The organism is Pseudoalteromonas sp. APC 3358, from assembly GCF_030408075.1.
Classification (GTDB): domain Bacteria; phylum Pseudomonadota; class Gammaproteobacteria; order Enterobacterales; family Alteromonadaceae; genus Pseudoalteromonas; species Pseudoalteromonas arctica.
In genome coordinates, this window is record NZ_JASDCE010000007.1 from 230,868 (window position 1) to 254,349 (window position 23,482).

Consider the following 23,482-nt stretch of genomic DNA (forward strand, 5'->3'; position numbering starts at 1 on the left):
AAAATGTAGATCAGGAAATATGTCAAAAATCCGTTCAATGAGTTTAACCACTCGCATCATGATTGGTATGGCGCTTGGGGTTACAGTAGGTTTTATATTTCAGGCTATATTAGCTGGTGAAGACGATTATCTAATACCACTTGGGTTATTCTCTTTGCCAATTAAAGCCTTTTTTGTTGATGGTATTTTCCATGTTGGTGGTCAAATCTTCATTGCCAGCTTGAAAATGTTAGTTGTGCCTCTTGTTTTTGTATCGCTTGTTTGTGGTACCTGTAGCTTAAGCGACCCTAAAAAACTAGGCCGCCTAGGTGGTAAATCTATTGGTTTATATTTATTAACTACAGCTATTGCTATAACAGTGGCGATTACACTTGCCTTATTATTTAGCCCTGGTGAGGGCATCAGCTTGCCATCTAATGCAACTTATGATGCTAAAGAAGCGCCTACTCTTGCCCGTGTAATTATAGATATGTTTCCTACAAACCCTTTTGAAGCAATGGCCAAAGGCAATATGCTTCAAGTTATTGTGTTTGCACTTTTATTTGGTGTAGCAATGGCATTAAGTGGTAAAGCAGGAAAACGTGTTGCTACCGTATTTGAAGATTTAAACACTGTGATTTTAAAACTAGTTACGCTTTTAATGAATATTGCCCCTTATGGCGTGTTCTTTTTAATGGCAAAACTGTTTACAACAATTGAGCTTAACTTAATTGTGAGCTTAGCAAAGTATTTTGGCGTTGTAGTGCTTGCACTGTTATTACATGCTTTTGTAAACTACACATTGCTTTTAAAAATATTAACGGGCTTAAACCCGCTTATTTTCTTAGCAAAAATGAAGCACACATGCTTATTTGCATTTAGTACCTCGAGCTCAAGCGCAACTATGCCTATTACACTTGAAACTGCTACTAAAAAGTTAGGTGCTAATAACTCGGTTGCCTCATTTACTATCCCACTGGGTGCTACCATTAACATGGATGGCACTGCCATCATGCAAGGTGTGGCTACCGTGTTCATTGCACAAGTGTTTAGTGTCGATTTGACAATATCTGATTACCTAATGGTTATATTAACAGCAACACTTGCCTCTGTAGGTACAGCAGGCGTACCTGGTGTTGGTTTAATAATGCTGGCAATGGTACTTAACCAAGTTGGCTTACCTGTAGAAGGGATTGCAATTATTATCGGTGTAGATAGATTACTTGATATGACACGTACAGCAGTTAATGTAACCGGCGATTGTATGGTTACCTGTGTTGTTGCCAAGTCTGAAGGTGAGCTAGATGAGAGCATCTTTAACGACCCTAATGCCGCTAAAGACTTAGAAGATTATCATAAATCTATTGACTCATAAGCTACATTTATACAGCTATAAAAAAACCTTGATGCAATCCATCAAGGTTTTTTTTCGAGTAAAAATAATTAAACTGAATCCTGAAAAAGATTCTAATCTAAGGATTTAACGACTTAAACTTAGAAAGTAAGTTTATTCCCACTTTATTTACACCACTACTCAAGCCAAGAGCTAACTTATCGCTCAGCCCTTTTTTAACTTTGTATTTAATCTTATAAATTTGACGCTCATGTTGCTGCTCTAGCAATGCATCATCACTTGTTTTTATAACATCTACCAAGCCTTTATCTATCGCTTGAGTTGCAAACCAATGCTCACCTGTCGCAACTAAGTTTATATCTAAGCTTGGACGTTGAGTGCTTACAAACGTTTTAAATAAATCATGTGTTTGTTCAATTTCTTCACGAAATTTTTCACGGGCCTTATCTGTGTTTTCACCAAATAAAGTAAGTGTGCGTTTAAATTCACCTGCTGTTATTTGCTCAAATTCAACATCATTTTTCTTTAATATTTTATTAAAGTTAGGTATTTGAGCTATCACACCAATAGATCCAACTATTGCAAAAGGCGCTGCAAGTATCTCGTCCGCGACACACGCCATCATGTAACCGCCACTTGCTGCCACTTTATCAATTGCAACACTCAGAGGAATACCCGCACTTTTAATACGCTGTAACTGAGATGCAGCAAGTCCGTAGCCATGTACAACACCGCCACCACTTTCTAAACGAATAAGTACTTTGTCTTTACTTGGATCGGCAATAGAGATAATAGCCGTTATTTCTTCTCGTAAGCTTTCTACTTCGTGAGCGTCCATACTACCCACAAAGTCAATTACATATAAACGAGGTTTAGGCTCATCTTTATCTGCTTTTTTACTCTTTGATTTAAGTTGTTTTTGATGCGCTTTAAGCTCTTTTTTACCCAACGTATTTTGTAAAAAACTTTCTTTAAGTTCAACTAGCTGCTCTGATATATCGTCAATTTGTATTTCACCTTTTTTGGCCTTTGGCTTAACTGCAGCGCCAACTATTAGCATTAAAATAACTGCTATAGCGATAACAAAAGTAACTGTTTTAGCAAAAAACAAACCGTATTCGTATAAAAATTCCAACTGGTTTCTCCATTTATAAATTTCAGCTAATTTAGCATGCTTTAAAGCAAAAAAAAGCCACTTTTCAGTGGCTTTTAAAGGTTAATTATTTTACTGGTTATTAATCAGTCACAACCTCAGGGTTGGAAACTAATAACATCCGTCCGCGAGCAGCTAAGTAAGTAGCTACTTGCAACTGCATTTCTGCATTAGCGGCAGCACTGCCTTCAACAGTTGCAGCCTGTGCAGCATCTTGAGCTGGTGTTAATATAGAACCATGATGCCCTTTAGTAAATTTAACTAAGTAGCTTGCTGGTGTTTCACTCAATGCTTGCGAAGAACTTACTGTCTCAAGACCCATCAAGTTAGCTAATGGAATTGTGCCAGAAATAGGATTATTAGCTGCCATTGGTGGTATCACTTGGTCAGGCTTGTTATCAACACCATCACCCACAACAACATTAGTATAAACAGGAGTACCTAATGCTTTCACAGTGGCTGCGTAGTTCGTTGGGTCGCCACTATCTAGCGCTGTTTGCGCCGCAAAAGCAAACTGTGTAAATACACCTTGAATGTTAGTAAGTTTAGTCGTTTCACCCGCAGTGGTAAGTGATGCAATATATTCGTTGTAGCCACACGTCAAGTAAGCTTCCATGTCTGGTATTAATGAGCCACAGTTAGAAACTGCATCTCCTTGTAAATATGCAGTAAATTCATCAGCTTCTGTTGTACCCGCTTGTGAAAGTACTGAACCTTGAATAAATGGACCAAACGCAGCAGATTCAAGTAAGAAGCTTGCTATACCGCCACCACCACTTGCGAGAGCTACCGTGTTTACATTAAATAGCGGATCAAGCGTTTCTGCCATTGGCGTATTAGCTTGAGCAATAAATGCTGGGGCAACAATAGAACCTAGCGAATGCCCAATGTAGGTAACGTCTTTACTATTAATAGTTGTATCGTTAATAAAGTTTAAGCCTAAACGAAGGCCTAATAAATCAGCAGCCGATTGACGTAAGCTATCACGTGCAACAAGTAATGAACTTAAGTTCATGTAACTAAGCACAGAACCCGTTGTTGCATTAAAGTCGTCTGTTCCATCACCATCAACATCTATCCCGCGCTCACCATGTCTTGGATGGTCAATAGCAACCGTTGCAAAGCCTTGAATAGAAAGCTGCGCAGTTAAAGCAAGCATACTTTCTTTTTGTGTTGTAATACCGTGCTGCATAATCACAACAGGCCATCCACCTTCAGGCATTGCGATAGGATCTAATTGTAACTGTGCACGGACACCATTAATTATCGGTAAAATAGGTTTAGTAACTTGCACTGGCACATTTGCCATGCTTTGTACTTTTGGAATTGAGTTGTATTTTGTTAAATGACGTGTGCTGTCTAGTCCTAAGTCACGTAATTGTCCGTCACTTAATGCAGAACATAAACCATCATTTTCACTAATAGGATCTGTCGGAAATGCATCGCCTGCAACGGCCTTATAACCAATTATTGCCACCGCGTTATCACACATACCTTGCCAATATGTATCACTTAAATCACTAATATCAGTACCCGTTGGCGTACCTAAATACATCGGTAACATAATGCTACCTTTTTGATATTGCACACCAGAGAAAGCAGCAGAGACTTCTACACCCTGAGAAGCAAATACTTGTTGTACATTTACCATAGGCTGTTCAGGAACTTGAAGCGCAGGAGTTGGTAACGCAGGCTGTTGCAAGCTTGCAGCTAGTAACTTTTTAATTGTCCCAAGTACAGGGCCTGCTGATTGAATAGTCATCGCACTAGAAAAAATAATATCTTCTTTTGTGATATCTCCTGAACTTACAACTACATTTTCGTAACTGTTAACAGCACCCTGCAAACCAAGTTGGGCTTCTGTAATTAATGGCGCTTCTTGTTTAACCAGCCCATAAGTAGAAGAAGGCTCAATAGAACGCCCTAATGAATCTTTAAGACCAGTAGTTAACACATTGATGTATGAGCTACCCGCCGTAAATGGCTTTAAAGGAATAATTGCAACGCCATCACCTGAAGCTTGAGTAACAAAGTCAACACCAAAAGTAAGCTCACCGACCAATTTACAAGCAGTACCGGCAGCTACAACTGAACATTCTGCATCAGTTAAACTTGCACCCATTACAACTTCAAAAATTCTTACTGTACCAGGGGTCCCAGCAGACGCTTCATCTAAACTCACATTTGGTGGGAATGTTAAATCGATTTTATAAGGAACCTGCGAAGACCAACCATCAAGTGCACCTAGTGCAAGTTGAGGGTTTGCATAAGCTGCGCGCGAAATAGACACATTGTTGTCATCTAATTCACCAGGAATATTAAGTGTACCGTCTTGAGTTCCACTCATTAATAAATCATTAGGTACCGATAAGATACCTGCTGCTGGATCAAATGTAACTGTTGCTGTTGGGATAACTGGCGCTGTGTCGTTTTTGACATCTGTTAACGTTTCTCCACCGCCACAACCTGCTAAAGCAGCTGTAACCGAGAGTGAAAGTAGCATTTTTTTCATATTGTTGGCTCCGCACGTATTTTATTTTTATAGTGTGTTTAATCAGTGTATTAAGTTAAAACAATGTAATCAGGTTATTAATGAGACATTAGACCAGTTAAACTTAACGTAAAGTTTCTATTTTCGCCACCTAATTTTACAATAAATTCGATTACTTCACGTTTCGCTATGTTAAAATCAAAAAAATTATATGAATTGGTACTTTTATGCACACATATCAAGCAGCTGAAAACGCACTTAAAGATAAAGTTATTTTAATAACAGGCGCCGGTGATGGTATTGGCCGAGTTGCAGCAATTACGTATGCAAAATACGGCGCTACAGTTATCTTATTAGGAAAAACAACTAATAAACTTGAATGTGTTTACGATGAAATTGTTAATGCTGGCTACCCTAAACCTGCAATAGTCCCTATGGATTTAAAAGGCGCAACGAAGCAAAACTACCGTGACCTTGCTGCAACAATCGAATATCAGTTTGGCCGCCTTGATGGGTTGCTTAATAATGCAGGTATTTTAGGGTCGCTGGGTCCACTTGAACATTTTTGCTCATCTACGTTCGAAAACATAATGAAAGTAAACGTGACTGCACAAGCAATGATCACTAAAGCACTTTTTCCTGTTCTTCGTAAGTCTGATAATGCATCGATAGTATTTACGTCATCAGGTGTAGGCCGCAAAGGTCGTGAATTTTGGGGGCCTTATGCCATCTCAAAATTTGCAGTAGAAGGTATGATGCAAACATGGGCATGTGAAGTAGGTAAAACGAATATTCGTGTAAACTGTATTAACCCAGGCGCTACTCGCACTTCAATGCGAGCTGCTGCATATCCAGGTGAAGATAGAGACGCACTTGCTACACCAGAGGATTTAATGCCTACATATTTATATCTAATGAGTGACGATTCAAGTGAAGTGAATGGCGAATCGTTAGATGCTCAAGTAAAAAAGTAATTTAGAGTTTAAATAGTTTAAACAACACACATTAAAAAAGCCGCAATTAGCGGCTTTTTTGTGTTCAATAAATAACTAATTGATTATTTACGTTTAGTCGGCTTAACACGCTGATTGTGTTTTTTAACTGCTTTACGAATTTGATTGATTTTAGCGCGTTTATCTTTGCGTTTTTCAGGCATAACAGAAAGCTTAGTTTGTGTTTCGCGGCCTAATTTAACGGTTTTACGCAAGTAGTTTACTGTTTCTAAATCATACTCCATCCAACCACCTTGTGGCACGCGCTTATCAAGCTCTAATTTACCGTAACGAATACGAATAAGACGAGATACTTCCGCATCTTGAGACTGCCATAAACGACGAACTTCACGGTTACGCCCTTCATTTAACGTTACGTTAAACCAACGGTTAACACCTTCGCCACCCATAGGGGTTACAGTCGTGAATTTGGCTGGACCATCTTCAAGCTCAACACCACGTAGTAAGTTTTTAACCGTCTCGTTGGTTACTTCACCAAATACACGTGCAGAGTATTCACGCTCTACTTCATAGCTTGGGTGCATTAAACGGTTTGCCAGTTCACCATCGTTTGTAAAAAGCATTAAACCCGATGTATTAACGTCTAGTCGACCAACCGCAATCCAGCGATCGCCATCAATACGAGGAAGTCGGTCAAATACAGTACGACGCCCTTCAGGATCTTTACGTGTGCTTAACTCACCTTCTGGTTTGTTATACATAATCACACGACAGATTCGGTCTGCTTTTTCTTCGATTTTTACACTGTGTCCGTCAACACGAATCAAATCGGTTTCTTCAACACGGTCACCTAACTTTGCCACTTTACCGTTTACACTAACGCGGTTTGCGTCAATGTATTTTTCCATTTCACGGCGTGAGCCTACGCCTGCACGGGCTAAGACTTTTTGTAACTTTTCACCTTGTATAATACTCATTCGGATGGTTCTCTCACAGAAGGATCGCTCAATAACTGGTTAATTTTACTTTGCTGCTCTGTTGGCAACGCAGGTAAATTTTCAAGTCCAGTTAACGAAAAATAATCTAAAAATTGCTTAGTAGTTGCATATAAAGCCGGCTTTCCCGGAACCTCTTTATGCCCTACCACTTTAACCCACTCTCTTTCGAGTAAGGTTTTAATAATATTCGAACCCGTAGTAACACCTCTTACTTGCTCAATTTCGCCGCGTGTAATGGGCTGCCTGTATGCAATAAGTGATAATGTTTCCAGTAAAGCACGCGAGTATTTTGGTGCGCGTTCTTGCCACAAGTTATTTAACCAAGGGCTTAAACTACTGCATGCCTGAAACCGATACCCACTACCAACTTCAACTAAGCGAATACCACGAGTTTGAAAATGTTCTTGTATTGTATCTATTGCGTCATTTATTCGCGTCATAGAAATAGCTAAATCTATTAATACGATATCTTTAAGGTGGCGTTTACTAACAGGCTTATCTGCAACAAAAATAGCTGCTTCAATGATCTCAACTAGTTGTTCATCACTAATTCGCCGACCCGCCATACACACTCTTAACAAATAAAAATACACAGCCATCTATTATGACAGAACAACACCAAACTAGGAAAATATATCTATCAAATAACTAAATTTAAAACACAAAAAAAGCCAGTGACTAGCACTGGCTTTAATCTTACTTACTAAAATGGTAACTATTAGTTACTTTTAAAAGCTTCTAATGCATCATCTTCAGCTACTGCGTTACCGTATTTTTTAATGTAACCCATAAACTCGCTTTTACTGATGCGCTTATCTTGGTTTTTATCCATGTAACCAAAATGATTTGAAATATCATCATCGTTACCTTCAACTACCGAGATATAGCCATTGCTGTCGTTATCTAAGCTTGAAAAACTGCTTTCAATTTTATCGAATTTAGCAATTTCAGCTTTAAATGCCGACTCACTTACTTCAGAATCAGTGGCTACTTTGCCATTATTAAGCTTCATATAAGTGTTAAATTCTTTGCGGCTAATTTCGTTATCCATATTGGTATCAATATTTGAAAAATGGCCCCAAATGCTATCGTCATCAGCTTCAATTTTTGAGATGTAGCCATCGCTATCATTATCTAAACTTGCAAAGTCACTGTCTATTCTTTCAAGACCTTGATTAGATGAACAAGCCGCTATGCTTAATGATGCTAAAATAGTGGCTGCTAATGTTAACTTTTTCATAAGACGTATCCTTCGTAATTAATTAAATGTCACTTTAACTAATACAAATCCAATGCCAATAATAGTTAACTTATAATAATCAATAACTTAATCTCGATCGGTATATTTATTAAACAGTTTCAATAAGTTAAGCTTGCAAGCTTTGCAAACAACCTTGTAATTTTTGCAAAAAAATACCCGGTAAAAACCAGGCATTTCAAATTTACTTATTATAGTTAAGCTAATAATTAGATTGCTGCGTTTTGGTAGCGTTTAACAAACTCAGTAACGTTTTGACCATTACATTTTAATGAGTTTAGGTTACCAATTTTTTGACGAACAGGTGCTAAACCTTGTTTTAAAGCCGTCATACATAATTGAGTTTCTTGTTGAGCGTCTTTTGCAAATACTTCTACTTTCTCAACTGATGCGTTGCTTAATGTCGTTTTTTTAGCAATATCACGAATATCTTCACCATTACATAAAATGCTTTTAGAAAAACGAGATAGGTAAACACCGTGCTGGGCAGCTTCTTTACGAGCAACGCTAAAGCCTTCGTTTGCACTTAGTACACATAACTTAGACTCAATTTTGTTATCTTGGCTAAAGTAAGTATTGCTTTGAGCTGACGCAGTTGCAGATGCTAGTAAAGCAGTGGCTAAAAGTAGTTGAGTTTTCATGAGAGATCCTATTTGAACGAGCTAAACAAGTGAATTTCGCGCATTATATATTCAATAAAGTTAAGTTCAATTGAATTTTTTATTTATTTAAATAATTAATATTGTATTCACAATGTTTAAACTTTACCCATCATTTGATCAACATTTGCGCAGCTATTATCTCAATTCAGTCATGTTATGTACGCGTATTTACTGATACAATTTAATCTATTAAATAGAACCAATTTTAAGGTAAATTTTATGAAAGTGATTTCTTTCAATATCAATGGTCTGCGTGCTCGTCTTCACCAATTACAAGCAATTATCGACAAACATCAACCAGACGTTATTGGCTTGCAAGAGATTAAAGTTCACGACGAAGCATTCCCATTAGAAGATGTACAAAAAATGGGATATCACGTCTACTTTCATGGTCAAAAAGCGCATTATGGCGTAGCTATGTTATGCAAAAAAGAGCCTAAATCGGTCTTAAAAGGTTTTGCCACCGATACAGATGAATCGCAAAAACGCATGATAAGCGTCACTGTTGAACAAGAAAACGGTCGCGACCTTACTGTCATGAATGGCTATTTCCCACAAGGTGATAATATTAATCACGAAACTAAATTCCCTTATAAACGTCAATTTTATAAAGATTTAATGACACACCTTGAAGCCAATCACACACCCGATCAAGATGTCATCGTTATGGGTGATATCAACATATCACCTACCGATTTAGATATTGGTATTGGCGAAGTAAATGCTAAACGTTGGTTAAAAACGGGTAAATGTTCTTTCCAACCGGTAGAGCGTGAATGGCTTGCAACATTACTTAATTGGGGTTTTAAAGACACCTTTAGAGAGCAAAACCCCGAAACAGACGATCAATACTCGTGGTTTGACTATCGCTCTAAAGGGTTTGTAGATAATCGAGGACTTCGTATAGATGTAGTGCTTGCAACCAATGAGCTTGCAGCACGCTGCATAGATACAGGTATTGATTACGAACTTCGCGGTATTGAAAAACCGTCAGATCATGCCCCTATATGGTCAACATTTAAGTAATTATTATGCTCAGCCTAACGATGCAGGGGCTACTTTGGGCTCTTGTAATTATTATTGCTCTATTGAGCTTTGATAAAAAAACATATAAAACATTGCTTAATACGCCAGTCCGTCAAACTGGCGTACTTGCGTGTGCGTTAGTGTTTGCGGTGCTTTGGCGAATAAAGGCTGGCATTTTAACTGGCCTTGATTTACACATCCTAGGTGTTACGGCTGCTACATTAATTTTAGGCTGGCGATTGACTATTTTAAGTAGCCTACTTGCCACAGCCCTACTCGCTGCCTTTGGTCAAATTGAACTTGAGCTGTTACCAGTACAACTGCTTATTGGTGCGTTTATTCCTATTTTATTGAGCTATCTTGGCTTTATAATTAGTTACCAATATTTACCTCGTCATTTTTTTGTTTATATATTTGTTTGTGCGTTTATAACCGCAGGATTTATAGCCTGTATAAAAATAGGCCTAGGTGCTTTATTTTACTTAGCTATAGGGCAATACAATTGGCAAGAACTTGCAGATAACTACGTTTATTTAAGTGCCATAATTTGGTTTCCTGAAGCAATGCTCAACGGCATGGCTATAACAATTATGATCACCTATCGCCCGCATTGGGTAAAAACTTTTTACGATAAGGACTACCTAGGCTCATGAGTCTTGAATATCAATGCCCGCTGTGTAACCTAGCACTTTTGAAAACTGATTCAACACTTCGTTGTGCTAACAACCACAGCTTTGATTTTGCTAAAGAAGGCTATGTTAATTTACTGCCTGTGCAACAGAAAAATTCAAAACAACCGGGTGATTCACTTGAAATGGTACAAGCCAGACGTGCATTTTTAGAGCGTGGGTATTATCGTTTTTTACAGCAAAGCCTTAGTGATATAATCAGTAATATAAGTGCGAATACTATTATTGATTTAGGATGCGGTGAAGGGTTTTATACCCAAGCAATCGCGAATAAAACAAATGCTGTTGTATACGGTGTCGATATTTCAAAATCAGCGGTTAAATATGCAGCTAAGCGCTACCCTAATTGCCATTTTAGTGTGGCATCAATCAGCCAAGCCCCCTTTAAAAGCCAATTTGCTAATGTACTTGTAAGTGTATTTGCACCTTTGTTTGAGCAAGAGCTTGAACGCCTAGCAAATCAAAACGCAACATTAGTGGTTGCAAGCCCAGGACCTTGTCATTTAAAAGAGCTAAAATCGTATATATATTCAGAAGTAAACGAACATACTGAAATAGCCACTCCAAAAGGGTTTCAAAAATCAGAGCAGATCCTTTTAACAGAGCATGTAGCGCTTAGCTTTACTGATATTAAAAACTTAATAATGATGACGCCATTTGCATGGAAATTTAGACCCGAGCACTGGACAACTCTCGAAGAAAAAGGTGAACACACTGTCACCTTATCGTTTTATATTACTCAGTTTACCAAAATAGATAATGATGTAACTCCCTAAAACTGCTCTTTAGTAAACGCCCTGTCCATTTTATCAAACATATCTTTAAGTAAATTGGCAAGCTCCATATAACGGGGCTTGTTTTCACTTAACTGCGTTTGATATCCATTAGCTGCCATTTTAGTGTACAGCTCGTTATACCATTTTTGCATCGCAGGCTCTAAAGGCGTTTGCGCTCGCTTACCCAACCAAAATAAACCTTGTAATGGTAGCGATATAAAAAATAATGCACTTGCAATGGCTTGCGGTAAAAAATCAGAACCCAAGTAATTTAGCTGAAAAAACAATGTTAGCATGGCTAAGATTGGCATTACTGTAATGGCAAGCTCAGTCGCTCTAATTACTCTAAACTCTAAAAACAAAGGCGCAAGCTCTTTGCGCATTGGCCATTTTTTACCATACAAACGGCCAGTTTGTAATTGTGACATCACACTTTTTTGCATCATGACTCCTCACAGATACTGCTTTTAAATACAATGGAAAAACGAGCTGTACGCAAAGTGTAACACAAAATGAAAGAGTTACACTTTCTCAGTAAAACAGCTTAAATTTACCTTTTAATGGCGAACAATCCTAACTTAAACATCTTAATTAAGGTAAAGTAATTAACATTGCGTTAACCACTTTGCAATTGAACATTCAATTGTTTTAGCTTTATTTAATACCGTAAGTGTAACGATTACGTATTAACGTTTACTTACTAAATTTGTTTATGGAAATTGAATCTATGCCAACAACCCCTCCTGAATCACAACACGTTTTAGTTTTAAATTGTGGTAGCTCTAGCTTAAAGTTTGCCATTATTGATGCGAACGATGGTCACGAAATCATTTCAGGTCTTGCTGAACGCTTAGGCGCTAAAGCACCCTCTATTAAATACAAATTTAATGGTACTAAAACAGTTATCGACTTAGCGGCTAATCAAGCACATGCTGAGGCTATAAATACGCTTGTAAGCTTAATAAAAGATCACAACTTAGACGAGCAACTTATCGCAGTGGGCCATCGTGTTGTACATGGCGGCGAGCACTTTACGCGATCGGTATTGATTGACGAACAAGTAATTGCAGGCATTACACAGTCGGCAACGCTTGCGCCGCTTCATGGGCACGCTAATTTACTAGGTATATCGTCGGCGCAGGCATCGTTTGAAGGTTTGCCACAAGTCGCGGTGTTTGATACTGCATTTCACCAAACTATGAATGAAGTTGCCTTTCTTTACGCTCTTCCATATAAGTTGTACACCGAGTTTGGTGTTAGGCGTTATGGTTTTCACGGCACAAGTCATTTTTATGTTGCAGGGCAAACAGCAAAGTTACTTGAGCAACCTATCGAGCAAAGCAATTTTATTAGTGCCCACTTAGGCAACGGCTGTTCTGTATGCGCTATTAAAAATGGTAAGAGTGTTGATACCAGCATGGGACTAACGCCTCTAGAGGGGCTGATAATGGGCACACGTAGCGGCGATATTGACCCTGGTTTATTTAACTTTTTAACCACTCAACTTGATTACACAGCCCAGCAAATAGATAACCTACTAAATCAAAAAAGTGGCTTGTTAGGTATTAGCGAGCTTTCTAACGATTGCCGTACCATTGAAGAAGCCGCTATAGCCGGTGATAAAAAAGCGATACTCGCAATTGAAATGTTTTGCTACCGACTTTCAAAACAAATCGCGGCGTATATGGTGCCATTACAGCGCCTTGATGCTGTTATATTTACTGGTGGTATTGGTGAAAACTCAGATATTATTCGTGAAAAAGTAATTACACAACTTGCCTTTTTAGGCATTAATTGTAATCCGCAAGCCAACCTCAATGCGCGCTTTGGTCAAGAAGGCGTTATTAGCTGTAAAAATTCACACGTCAAAGCAGTTGTAATGCCAACCAATGAAGAATGGGTTATTGCCCTTGATGCTGCAAATATTGTAAAGGAGCTTTAATATGGCACGTCGTATTATGTTAATTCCTGTTTCTACCGGTGTGGGTTTGACGTCGGTATCAGTTGGTTTAGTGCGTGCACTTGAACAAAAAACAGTTAAAGTTAACTTTTTTAAACCAATAGCTCAGCCACGTTCTGGTGAAACAGGCCCTGAAAAATCAACACAAATAGTTACTCAAGGCTCACCTATTAACCCACCAATGCCTTTTGCACTTGATTATGCTGAGCAAATGATTGGCGACGGTAAAGGTGATGACCTCCTAGAGGAAATTGTTGAACGCTTTGAAAGTAAAATAAACGATGACGAAGTCGCTATTATTGAAGGTATGGTACCTACTCGTCGTCAACCTTATGCTGGGCGTGTAAACCGCGAAATTGCGCAAACACTCGGCGCCGAAATTGTATTTGTACTTACCCCTGGTAATTACACCATTACTCAAATAGAAGACCGCCTTGAAATTGCAGCAGGTAACTATGGTGGTATCGATCATCCTCGCGTACTGGGCTGTATTTTTAATAAAGTAAATGCGCCACTTGATGAAGAAGGTCGTGCACGCGCCGATTTAGTCGATGCCTATAAACCTGAAGAGCTTGAAAACGAGTTAAATCGTTTAGCATCCCTTCCTATTTTTAAAAAAAATCCGTTTATGTTACTTGGTGCAATCCCGTGGGATTTTGACTTAGTAGCGCCGCGCGTAAAAGACTTAAGCGCATACTTAAAAGCCACGATTATTAACGAAGGCGATATGCTTCATCGTCGTCTGCGCCGTATTACTTTTTGTGCTCGTACGGTTTCAAATATTTTAAATTATTTTACGCCAGGCGCTTTATTAGTAACACCGGGCGATCGCTCTGACATACTTGTTGCTGCGTGCTTATCTGCTATGAACGGCACTAAACTTGGTGCTATATTACTCACCGGTGGTTTTGAGCCAGAGCCACGTATTATGGCCTTGTGTGAGCAAGCCATGCAAACCGGCTTACCAATACTCGCAACCGATGCAGACACGTGGCGTACATCATTACTACTGCATAACTTTAATATGGAAGTACCAAATGATGATGACCAACGTATTGAAAAAGTAAAAGATCACAACGCAGAGCATATCAATTCAAGCTGGCTAGATACTCTAGCTAAAAGTGTAGGTAAAACTCGTAAGTTATCACCACCCGCATTTCGTTACTTACTTACCACTAAAGCGCGTAAAGCAGGTAAAACCGTGGTTCTACCAGAAGGTAATGAACCTCGTACAATTAAAGCGGCTGCTATTTGTGGTCAACGCGGAATTGCTAAAACTATATTACTAGGCGATCGCGAAGAAATAATGCGCATTGCACAGCAGCAAGGTATTGAGCTAAACGAACATGTAAGTATTATCGAGCCTCAAAGCATTATTAATGATTATATTGCGCCTATGGTCGAAATTCGTAAAAGCAAAGGCCTAACTGCCGTAGTAGCACAAGAGCAATTACAAGATAACGTCGTACTGGGTACAATGATGCTTGAGCAAGGTAAAGTAGACGGTTTAGTATCGGGTGCAGTAAACACTACGGCAAATACAATTCGCCCACCACTGCAATTGATTAAAACAGCACCAGGGTCATCACTAGTATCATCTGTATTTTTTATGCTACTGCCTGACCAAGTGTTAGTTTACGGTGACTGTGCGATTAACCCAGACCCTAATGCTGAACAACTTGCAGACATAGCGATTCAATCTGCCGACTCTGCAGCTGCATTTGGCATAGAGCCGCGTGTTGCCATGATCAGCTACAGCACGGGCACTTCTGGTACAGGTGCCGATGTTGAAAAAGTACGTGAAGCCACAAAAATTGCAAAACAAAAACGTCCTGATCTAATTATCGACGGCCCACTACAATACGATGCAGCTATAATGGAAAACGTAGCACTTAAAAAAGCACCTAACAGCCCTGTAGCCGGTAAAGCGACCGTATTTATATTCCCAGATTTAAATACGGGTAATACCACGTATAAAGCAGTACAACGTAGTGCCGACTTGATAAGTATTGGCCCTATGCTGCAAGGTATGCGTAAACCTGTAAACGATTTAAGCCGTGGTGCATTAGTTGATGATATTGTGTATACAATCGCCTTAACTGCCATTCAGGCAGCTCAAACAGAAGCGCTAATTACTCATTAAACGTAACGTGTGCTTTTTATAGCCTAGCTATTATTTATTTAATAATTAACTAGTTAGGTTATTTATACCCTGCAACCCCCATACTTATCCACAGAAATTGTGGGTAAGTTTTTACTCCCTTCTTTTATCTACTTATTTACTGCTGAGTTAGTCGTTGTTACACCTTTAATTTAAAGCCAATAATCTATACTATAAAGCTATCAATATTGCTGTTCGCAGGCTTTTAATGTCAAAACAAACATTACAATTACACAGCACCATTTTATCTATACACAGTTTAGATGTAGATGCCGACATACCTGCGGCACTTTTAAAGCAATCTTTGTTTTTTATTTCTAAAACCCATGATGAACTTTCAATTGTATGCCCAAGCGATTTTGAAGTAAAAAGCCTGGATACCGAACCCGACTGGCAAGCTTTAGAGGTTGTAGGTCCACTTGGCTTTTCGTTAACCGGAATTATGGCTAATATTTCAGGGGTATTAGCGCGCGCTAAAATTTCTATCTTTTCAATTTCAACCTACGATACTGATTATATTCTCATAAAAAAACACACTGCAGAAAATGCTATTTCCGCTTTAAAAAAAGAAGGTTATAACGTGGTGGTAAACTAACTTATGAAAGCTCAAAAAATTGACTATTTAGCTCAAAATAAAACGCCTCTTAATGCAATAAATATTACCAGCCCATTTACAGGTAAAGTAATTGAACTGAAAGAGCATCCAGAACCTTTTTTTCGTTTTGGCACTCTGGGCCCTGGTATTATGGTGCAACTAACAAGTCATAAAATTTTAGCACCGTTTGATGGAACTTTGTTACAAGTAAAAAATGCAGGTACTGAGTTTATTCTACAAGCTAATAATGGTCTAAAAATCTTGATTAACTTAACTATTTTTGATTCGCAATCAATTACGCATACCCATATTGCGCAACTCAATGGTAGCAAAATATGCAAAGGTCAACGCCTTGCTTATTTTGATTTACGAGAACTTGATACTCCAATGCTTGCTAGTTTAATTTTACTAAACGGCCATAACCTTGGCACATTTCATTACTCGCATTCGCATGTAAATGCGGGTGAAGACACACTATTAACTATTATTAAGAAGAACTAGATTTATGATCACTCTATACGGCATTAGCAACTGCGATACGATAAAAAAAGCTAAAAAACATTTAACTGATAACAACATCGAATTTACGTTTCATGACTACCGCAAAGATGGCGTAAATGAGCAAATGGTGAGTGAATTTGCAGACAAGCTCGATTGGGAACAACTCGTTAATAAACGTGGAACAACTTATCGCGCATTAACTGATGAGCAAAAACAAAGCCTAACTAAAGAAAGTGCTATCCCATTGTTGGTTGAACAACCTGCCATGATCAAACGTCCAGTACTGGTAAACAATGGCAGTTACCATTTAGGTTTTAAAGCAGCCCAATACGACGAGATTTTTAAATAATGACTAATGACGTAATTCAACTCGCCCAAGCGCTAATCCAACGTGAATCGGTAACGCCCGAAGATGCTGGCTGCCAACAAATGATGAACAATCGCCTTGCTGCGGTTGGTTTTAATATAGAGTCATTATTTTTTACCGACACACTTAATACTTGGGCTCGAAAAGGCACACAATCGCCGCACTTTTGTTTTGCTGGTCACACCGACGTTGTACCAACAGGCCCAGAGAAAAATTGGCAACACCCGCCGTTTTCAGGATTAATAAAAGACGGCCTATTACACGGGCGTGGCGCTGCCGATATGAAAGGCTCATTAGCCGCAATGCTTGTAGCAACCGAACGTTTTGTTACTAAACATCCAGATCATAAAGGCTCGATTTCTTTTTTAATCACCTCTGACGAAGAAGGACCTTTTGTAAACGGGACCACTCGCGTAATTGATACGCTAGAGGCACGTGGTGAAAAAATAGATATGTGCCTAGTAGGCGAACCCTCATCACGAGATGTATTAGGCGATGTTGTTAAAAATGGCCGAAGAGGCTCACTTACCGCTTACCTAACGGTTAAAGGCGTACAAGGTCATGTTGCCTACCCACATTTAGCACAAAACCCAATTCATCTAGCAACGCCTGCACTTACTGAGCTTAGCCAAACGGTGTGGGATAACGGAAATGAATACTTCCCTGCTACCAGCTTCCAAATTTCAAATATTAATAGCGGCACAGGTGCAGGTAATGTGATCCCGGGTGAACTAGAAGTACAGTTTAACTTTAGATTTAGCACGCAAGTAACGCATGAGCAATTACAACAGCGTGTGAATGACATCCTACAAAAGCATAACTTAAATTATGAATTAAGCTGGATAGTAAATGGCTTGCCTTTTATTACCGAGCACGGCCCACTTGTTGACGCCACCGTTAAAGCGATTAAATCAGTAACCGGTTTAACTACGAATCTAGAAACTACCGGTGGCACATCAGATGGTCGTTTTATTGCACAAACAGGTGCTAAAGTAATTGAACTTGGTCCACGTAACGCCACTATTCATAAAGTAGATGAATGCGTAAGTACCGATGATTTAGTCGCCCTTACCGACATTTACGAGCTAATATTAGAGCAACTTTTAACATAATGAATGTCACTCAACCCACATCAATAATGTGTATCACAGGCCAAAGTGATACACATTTAACTGATATACAAAATCATCGCTTGCACAGCGCTATTATTAGCGACTTTTTAGCGCTGCAAAGTGCAGCACAAAAAGCGGGATTTGAGCTTACTATTGCCTCAAGTTTTCGCGACTTTAATCGTCAATCAATTATTTGGAATAATAAGTTTTTAGGTATTCGACCTGTTTATAATAAACAGCAAAAGGTTGTAGATTTAACTAAATTAAATGATGTAGATAAATGCATAGCAATAATGCTCTACTCTGCACTACCTGGGGCAAGCAGGCACCATTTAGGCACCGATTTAGATGTGTTTGATAAAGCTGCGGTAAGTAATGATTATAAACTACAGCTAACACCTGATGAATACCAGCAAGGTGGGCCGTTTGCGCCTTTAAGTAATTGGCTTGATACTAACTTAGATAAATTTGGCTTTTATCGCCCTTACCAGCATGATTTAGGTGGTGTCGCACCTGAGCTTTGGCATATAAGCCATATTAAGCAATCGCAATTATTAGTGAATAAGCTTAGCGAACAAGTACTTTTTGAATGCATAAAAAACAGTGAACTACAGGGTAAGCAGGCAATACTTGATAACTTACCCGCTATTTATACACGCTTTGTAACAAACGTTAGTCCGCCATAAAGAACTTGTTTAAGTGGTATCACACCTTCTTTTTATTTAAGATAAATACCAGCACAGCGCCTAATATTAATGAGCTTGCTACAATAAATTCCATTGTTACCTGCTCTGATAAAAACAAGACCCCGGCAACGGCTGCAAGTACAGGTACACAAAGCTGCACAACAGCAGCTTGGGTACTTTTAAGCAGTGGCATAGCCACATACCAAACACTGTAACCAATTCCAGAAGCTATCGCACCCGAGGCACATGCAAGCAAAACCCCTTCAATACTCATATTTTTTAAATAACTCATACCAACAAGTAATAAAACAGGGATAGCCACTAAGCTTCTTATAAAGTTAAACCCAGTAGTACGCAGTGGCGATACGCACACTTTACCGCGAATACTGTAAATACCCCATGCCACACCACTGAGTGCCATAAGTGATGCACCTAATAATGACGGTATAGCAGCAGATGGCAGCATTAAATATACAAACCCACCTAGCGCCACTATAAACGCGCACCACTGAAGCACACTCAACTGCTCTTTTTGATATATACCCCAGCCAATCATAGTGAGTTGCACGGCTGAGAACAAAATCAATGCACCGGTGCCTGTATCTAGCTCTACGTATGCAATCGAAAAACAAAGTGCATAAACTAATAGGCTTATACTGCTTCGCCAGCTTCCTTTATCACTTAAAATAGCGGGGTTAAATGTGCCTTTTCGTTTTAAATTATGAGTATAAATAGCCATTATAATGCCCAAACACGCAGCACCACTGAGTAAGCGAATAACTGTAAAGTTCCAAGCATCTATATAGCCTTCGGCTAAAGCCATTCTGCAAAAAAGAGAATTTGCGGCAAACGCAATTAAAGCAATTAATGTGTATAGGGTGGCTTTCAAAAAAATTCCTTTGCAACGAAAAAACAAATTACAACGTTATTTCAATTAATTAATTAACCTACTAAGCTAAAAACATTGTCATAAGCGCCTATAAAACCGCTTACTGAGCAGCACATTTAAACAGGATTGTTATAACTGTGCAAAGGGAGTATTTAGTTTTAATAAATTAGATCATTTATACTAAAATCTTAGCCGCATTTGCAAAATACGGTGTCTACAACACAAGATACCCTTTTAGTATTTTTCGTATACGACTTAGTGAATAGCAATTACTTCATTTAAAAAATTCATTTATCATTACGCTTTAGAGATCATTGTATTCAATAAGACCAATAAAGTACCTTAAGCATTTCAATATTGTTACCCAACAAGAAAATTCACACTTTGTTCACCAATGTCATTTTATATTTCTTTATTAGCAGGCAGTTTTACTCTACGATTTTTTACAATATTTCACACATTTAGCTAAAAATAATATGTTAATCTATACAGGTGAATTGAGAGGAGTGCGCAGTGCGCCTAAGTATAATTTTAAGCTTTTGTTGTATTTTAAGTGGGTGTAGCACAATGGGCTTTAATGACCTATTTAATGACTATGCCACGCAAATGACACCAATAAGAAATGCGATCGAGAAAAACAATATCGAAGAAGCGCAATCCCTTATTGCCAATAATAGCGCCATGCACAGCAGCTACTTACTCAACCAACTTGAGCAAGCTCGCTTAAACGACTTAGCCAATACGCCACAAGAGGCACAAAGTAAATTTGAGAACGTGTATACGCAAATGCAAAAAAAACGTGAAGCCGCCAAAATACAAGTAAGTGCGGGGCTTGAGCAAAGCAATGCGTTATTTACTAACGACTCAGCCATAACTTATGTGCCACCGGCTTACGAAATGAGTATGCTTCATAGTTATAAAGCACTTAACTACGTGTATAAAAATGATGTAGAAGGCGCTTTGGTCGAAATTCGCCGCGCTAATAAAGTACAAGTTGATGCACTAAGCGAAAATAAAACAGATGGCGACTCAACAGTTAAGGAAGCGCAGCAGCACTACCCTAGCATGGGCAATGTGACCAGAGACGTGAAAAATGGCTTTCAAAATGCCTACACATTTTATTTATCTGCTTTGCTTTACCAAAGTGCTAAACAGTATGACGATGCTTATATTGATTATAAAAAAGCACTGGCTATACAACCTAACAATATTTATTTACAGCAGGACGTAATGCGCCTTGCTAAAAAACAAGGGTTTGACCAAGACCTAAGCGAATTTAAAAAACGCTTTAGTGATGCACCCACTATTTCTGCAACACAAGGCGAAGTAATTGTTTTATTTGAACAAGGCTTAGTACCAAAACAAGATGAATTTAAACTGCGCTTACCAATTTATTCATCACGCGGCGATGCACGCTTTTACAGCCTTGCAATGCCAGTCTACAAAGATAACGCCTATGTGCGCCGCCTTAATAATATAAACATAGATGCACAAAGCTTAGAGCTGAGCCCATTAGTACACATTGAAGCACTTGCAGCAAAAACATTAGAAGATCAAATACCTGCAAAAGTAGCTCGCCAAGTACTTAGATTAGTAGCTAAAGAGAAAGTGCGTGCAGAACTTGCTCGCAGTGCCGGTGATGTAGGTAACATACTTGCTAATATTTATAATTTGGCGTCTGAGCAAGCTGATACACGTAGCTGGCTTACACTTCCAAATCAAATAAGTGTTGCAAGGCAAAGCCTAAATACAGGTGAGCATTCTCTGCATATAGGCACACAAGCACCTATAAATTTTATCGTTAGTAAGCAAGGGTTAACGTTAATTTACTTAACCTCCGTTAATAACTACTTTAATTACCACGTAGTTCAACTTTAGGAGCCATCATGAAATACATAGCGCCATTATTAGCAGTCTTAATGCTCAGTGCATGTTCCAGCAAACCGGTTACATCGGGTATTTCTGTTGAACAAAATAAAAATCAGTTTAATGAGCAATTACGTGTAGATAACCCAGAGCTCGGTAAAAAGCTGGCCATTACTGATGTTAAAACACGTCAAACCAACCAGTTAACCGATGTAGTAGTGACACTTTCGAGCCAGTATAAAAAATCACAGTATTTGCAGTATCAATTTAATTGGTTTGATAAAGACGGCTTTGTTATTAAAGGCAATCATTCACCTTGGCAAGCACTCACCTTATTTGGTTTTGCAAAAACACAATTACCGGGCTTAGCACCTAGCTCTGATGCGGTTACCTTTTCTTTAGCAGTAAGAGAAGTGTCTACCGAATCACAAGAATTTAAAGATTAAAGGAAACAACCATGATCATCAGTAACAAATTTAAAACAGCATCAACTTACGCTTTAGTTGGCCTAAGCGCTTTAGTATTAAGTGGCTGTGCTAATAAAGCCGTAGTAAGTTATGGCGATGCACAAGCAGTAGAAACAACAGATATTAATTTTGGTTCTACCGACTTACAAAAAGTAGCGAGCCAAATGACCGACTCATTACTCAGCTCACCCGTTGTTGGCACAATGACCGCTAATAAACGCCCTGTAGTATTTGTTGAGCGTATTAAAAACAAAACTAGTGAGCACATTGATACAGAATCAATCACCGATTCAATCTCAACACAAATGCTACGCAGTGGTAAGTTCCGTTTTGTAGATATGACGCGTGTTGAGTCAGTACGTGAGCAATTAACGTTTCAAAACGAAGATGCCCTTGTTAACCCTGCAACAGCCGTTGCATTTGGTAAACAAATTGGCGCGCAATATATGTTATACGGAAATTTATCAAGCATCGTTAAATCAAATGCCGATAAATCAGACGTATACTATAAATTTACGATGCGTTTAATGGATATGGAAAGCGGCCTAGTTGAATGGGCAGACGAAACTGAAATTCGTAAAACTAAAGAAAAATCAACCTTTGGCTGGTAGCTAATACCAATCGGCTTATATATGGGCTCTATTTAACGTTAAGAAAATTACGCTAGTACTAGGCAAAAGTTTTTGTATCTAGTTGTTCTAAATAAAAAAATTTTAACGACGTTATAGCGCAATTTAATTCGTTAAATTGATCAGAGATTTATGCAGGTTGGTATAAAAGGAGCAAGTTATGAAAGCAGTTACTGTAATTATGTGCGCTTTACTTACAATAAGTGCGCCTACGTTTGCTAAATACGAGCGCAATAAAGCAGTCCCTGTGCAGCAAGTTTTATTTGGTGACGTAAAATCGGTACGCAATATTACCGAACAAGAAATCATTCAAGACAAAAACAACGGCTGGAAAACCTTCGGCGGTGCATTACTCGGTGGCGTAGTAGGCAACCAGTTTGGTGGTGGTAGCGGCCGCACAGTAGCAACAATATTAGGTTCGGTAATTGGCGGCAGTGTTGCACATAATAGGCAGCAGCAAAGTCATTATCAGCAAAATCACTTTGTAGAGTTATTAATACAAGTTGAAAATGGCGACCAGTTTATGGTTGTTCAAGATCAGGACCAATCAATGCGTTTTAGCAAAGGCGATAACGTAAGATTAGTGTACTTGAACGACAACACAGTGCGTGTAGATAAAGCGTACTAGGACGTGCTGAACTTTGGTGGTTGAATTTACAGCAGAATGTTTGGTATTTAGACAAGGCAGAGCCTATGAACTGTGGTTGTTCCCTATAAATAGGCGATAACGCAGCATAAATGCCAAACATGCGCTGCCCGAAGGGTTCTGCCTAGCGGCAATTAACTCTTTGTTGCCTACATGGATGTCATAGGTAGGTACTTAAGAAAAACATTAAGTACAGCCTTAAAAATTTGGCTCTACCCCATACTGAAATACTCCTGTTTTTCGATCGCGTTTGGGGTGTGCCCT

Annotated in this window: 24 protein-coding genes; 16 read left to right on the forward strand and 8 right to left on the reverse strand. The window is 38.8% G+C overall.

What is annotated here, in order from left to right; genetic code table 11:
* The first annotated feature begins 19 nt into the window (after positions 1 to 19).
* On the forward strand, positions 20 to 1,354 hold the full coding sequence (locus QL995_RS12915; protein WP_007582590.1) for a dicarboxylate/amino acid:cation symporter: 1,335 nt from the start codon (positions 20 to 22) through the stop codon (positions 1,352 to 1,354).
* A 97-nt stretch (positions 1,355 to 1,451) separates the two neighbouring features.
* Here the strand turns inward: QL995_RS12915 and sohB are convergent, their stop codons facing one another.
* Entirely contained in the window at positions 1,452 to 2,468 is a 1,017-nt protein-coding gene (gene sohB, locus QL995_RS12920; RefSeq protein WP_007582588.1) for a protease SohB, read from the reverse strand.
* A gap of 100 nt (positions 2,469 to 2,568) precedes the next feature.
* Positions 2,569 to 4,998 (reverse strand): VolA/Pla-1 family phospholipase, encoded by a 2,430-nt coding sequence (locus QL995_RS12925; protein WP_290294332.1) that lies wholly within the window; start codon positions 4,996 to 4,998, stop codon positions 2,569 to 2,571.
* Positions 4,999 to 5,204: 206 nt separating this feature from the next.
* Here QL995_RS12925 and QL995_RS12930 point away from each other — a divergent pair, with 206 nt between their 5' ends.
* The gene (locus QL995_RS12930) at positions 5,205 to 5,951 is read left to right on the forward strand and encodes a YciK family oxidoreductase (RefSeq protein WP_007375386.1); all 747 of its coding nucleotides are present in this window, start codon (positions 5,205 to 5,207) and stop codon (positions 5,949 to 5,951) included.
* Between the two features lie 83 nt (positions 5,952 to 6,034).
* On the opposite strand, the gene rluB is transcribed toward QL995_RS12930, so the two are convergent.
* From rluB to QL995_RS12950, 4 genes are all read right to left on the reverse strand, one after another.
* A complete protein-coding gene (gene rluB / locus QL995_RS12935; protein ID WP_007582584.1) occupies positions 6,035 to 6,907 on the reverse strand; it encodes a 23S rRNA pseudouridine(2605) synthase RluB in 873 nt (290 codons plus the stop codon).
* On the reverse strand, positions 6,904 to 7,494 hold the full coding sequence (gene scpB, locus QL995_RS12940; protein WP_024592539.1) for an SMC-Scp complex subunit ScpB: 591 nt from the start codon (positions 7,492 to 7,494) through the stop codon (positions 6,904 to 6,906). Before scpB ends, rluB begins: the two co-directional genes overlap by 4 nt.
* Before the next feature lie 152 nt (positions 7,495 to 7,646).
* Positions 7,647 to 8,168, reverse strand: a complete 522-nt coding sequence (locus QL995_RS12945; protein WP_290294333.1) for an EF-hand domain-containing protein — start codon at positions 8,166 to 8,168, stop codon at positions 7,647 to 7,649.
* Positions 8,169 to 8,395: 227 nt separating this feature from the next.
* On the reverse strand, positions 8,396 to 8,827 hold the full coding sequence (locus tag QL995_RS12950; protein ID WP_007582577.1) for a hypothetical protein: 432 nt from the start codon (positions 8,825 to 8,827) through the stop codon (positions 8,396 to 8,398).
* Positions 8,828 to 9,067: 240 nt separating this feature from the next.
* Between QL995_RS12950 and xthA the strand changes: the two genes are divergently transcribed.
* The 3 genes from xthA to QL995_RS12965 are packed head-to-tail and all read left to right on the forward strand — an operon-like array spanning position 9,068 to position 11,339.
* On the forward strand, positions 9,068 to 9,874 hold the full coding sequence (gene xthA, locus QL995_RS12955; RefSeq protein WP_290294334.1) for an exodeoxyribonuclease III: 807 nt from the start codon (positions 9,068 to 9,070) through the stop codon (positions 9,872 to 9,874).
* Between the two features lie 5 nt (positions 9,875 to 9,879).
* Positions 9,880 to 10,527 carry an energy-coupling factor ABC transporter permease gene (locus QL995_RS12960; RefSeq protein WP_010554248.1) on the forward strand — a complete coding sequence of 216 codons (648 nt, stop codon included), beginning with the start codon at positions 9,880 to 9,882 and terminating at the stop codon, positions 10,525 to 10,527.
* Complete coding sequence (locus QL995_RS12965) at positions 10,524 to 11,339, forward strand: putative RNA methyltransferase (protein WP_290294335.1); 816 nt, start codon at positions 10,524 to 10,526, stop codon at positions 11,337 to 11,339. The genes QL995_RS12960 and QL995_RS12965 overlap by 4 nt, the downstream gene beginning before the upstream one ends.
* On the opposite strand, the gene yfbV is transcribed toward QL995_RS12965, so the two are convergent.
* A complete protein-coding gene (yfbV, locus tag QL995_RS12970; protein ID WP_007582569.1) occupies positions 11,336 to 11,782 on the reverse strand; it encodes a terminus macrodomain insulation protein YfbV in 447 nt (148 codons plus the stop codon). The genes QL995_RS12965 and yfbV overlap by 4 nt on opposite strands.
* A 284-nt stretch (positions 11,783 to 12,066) precedes the next feature.
* Here yfbV and QL995_RS12975 point away from each other — a divergent pair, with 284 nt between their 5' ends.
* From QL995_RS12975 to QL995_RS13005, 7 genes are all read left to right on the forward strand, one after another.
* A complete protein-coding gene (locus QL995_RS12975) occupies positions 12,067 to 13,281 on the forward strand; it encodes an acetate kinase (RefSeq protein ID WP_290294336.1) in 1,215 nt (404 codons plus the stop codon).
* Position 13,282: 1 nt separating this feature from the next.
* Positions 13,283 to 15,442, forward strand: coding sequence for a phosphate acetyltransferase (gene pta, locus QL995_RS12980; RefSeq protein ID WP_165721502.1), 2,160 nt, complete (start codon positions 13,283 to 13,285; stop codon positions 15,440 to 15,442).
* 226 nt (positions 15,443 to 15,668) lie between these two features.
* The gene (locus QL995_RS12985) at positions 15,669 to 16,055 is read left to right on the forward strand and encodes an ACT domain-containing protein (RefSeq protein WP_007582563.1); all 387 of its coding nucleotides are present in this window, start codon (positions 15,669 to 15,671) and stop codon (positions 16,053 to 16,055) included.
* Positions 16,056 to 16,058: 3 nt separating this feature from the next.
* Entirely contained in the window at positions 16,059 to 16,556 is a 498-nt protein-coding gene (locus tag QL995_RS12990) for a PTS glucose transporter subunit IIA (protein WP_290294337.1), read from the forward strand.
* Between the two features lie 4 nt (positions 16,557 to 16,560).
* Positions 16,561 to 16,905 carry an ArsC family reductase gene (locus QL995_RS12995; protein WP_024592532.1) on the forward strand — a complete coding sequence of 115 codons (345 nt, stop codon included), beginning with the start codon at positions 16,561 to 16,563 and terminating at the stop codon, positions 16,903 to 16,905.
* Positions 16,905 to 18,035 carry a succinyl-diaminopimelate desuccinylase gene (dapE, locus tag QL995_RS13000; protein ID WP_290294338.1) on the forward strand — a complete coding sequence of 377 codons (1,131 nt, stop codon included), beginning with the start codon at positions 16,905 to 16,907 and terminating at the stop codon, positions 18,033 to 18,035. Before QL995_RS12995 ends, dapE begins: the two co-directional genes overlap by 1 nt.
* Positions 18,035 to 18,721 (forward strand): M15 family metallopeptidase, encoded by a 687-nt coding sequence (locus QL995_RS13005; RefSeq protein ID WP_290294339.1) that lies wholly within the window; start codon positions 18,035 to 18,037, stop codon positions 18,719 to 18,721. The genes dapE and QL995_RS13005 overlap by 1 nt, the downstream gene beginning before the upstream one ends.
* A gap of 19 nt (positions 18,722 to 18,740) precedes the next feature.
* Here the strand turns inward: QL995_RS13005 and QL995_RS13010 are convergent, their stop codons facing one another.
* Positions 18,741 to 19,610 carry a DMT family transporter gene (locus tag QL995_RS13010; RefSeq protein ID WP_290294340.1) on the reverse strand — a complete coding sequence of 290 codons (870 nt, stop codon included), beginning with the start codon at positions 19,608 to 19,610 and terminating at the stop codon, positions 18,741 to 18,743.
* A gap of 513 nt (positions 19,611 to 20,123) precedes the next feature.
* Here QL995_RS13010 and QL995_RS13015 point away from each other — a divergent pair.
* The 4 genes from QL995_RS13015 (at position 20,124) to QL995_RS13030 (ending at position 23,200) form a co-directional block, all read left to right on the forward strand.
* On the forward strand, positions 20,124 to 21,488 hold the full coding sequence (locus QL995_RS13015) for an adenine DNA methylase (protein WP_290294341.1): 1,365 nt from the start codon (positions 20,124 to 20,126) through the stop codon (positions 21,486 to 21,488).
* Positions 21,489 to 21,496: 8 nt separating this feature from the next.
* Positions 21,497 to 21,922, forward strand: coding sequence for a YcfL family protein (locus QL995_RS13020; protein WP_007582549.1), 426 nt, complete (start codon positions 21,497 to 21,499; stop codon positions 21,920 to 21,922).
* An 11-nt stretch (positions 21,923 to 21,933) separates the two neighbouring features.
* Positions 21,934 to 22,554 (forward strand): penicillin-binding protein activator LpoB, encoded by a 621-nt coding sequence (gene lpoB / locus QL995_RS13025; RefSeq protein WP_007375407.1) that lies wholly within the window; start codon positions 21,934 to 21,936, stop codon positions 22,552 to 22,554.
* Between the two features lie 178 nt (positions 22,555 to 22,732).
* A complete protein-coding gene (locus QL995_RS13030; protein ID WP_010554239.1) occupies positions 22,733 to 23,200 on the forward strand; it encodes a glycine zipper 2TM domain-containing protein in 468 nt (155 codons plus the stop codon).
* The last annotated feature ends 282 nt before the right edge of the window (positions 23,201 to 23,482 follow it).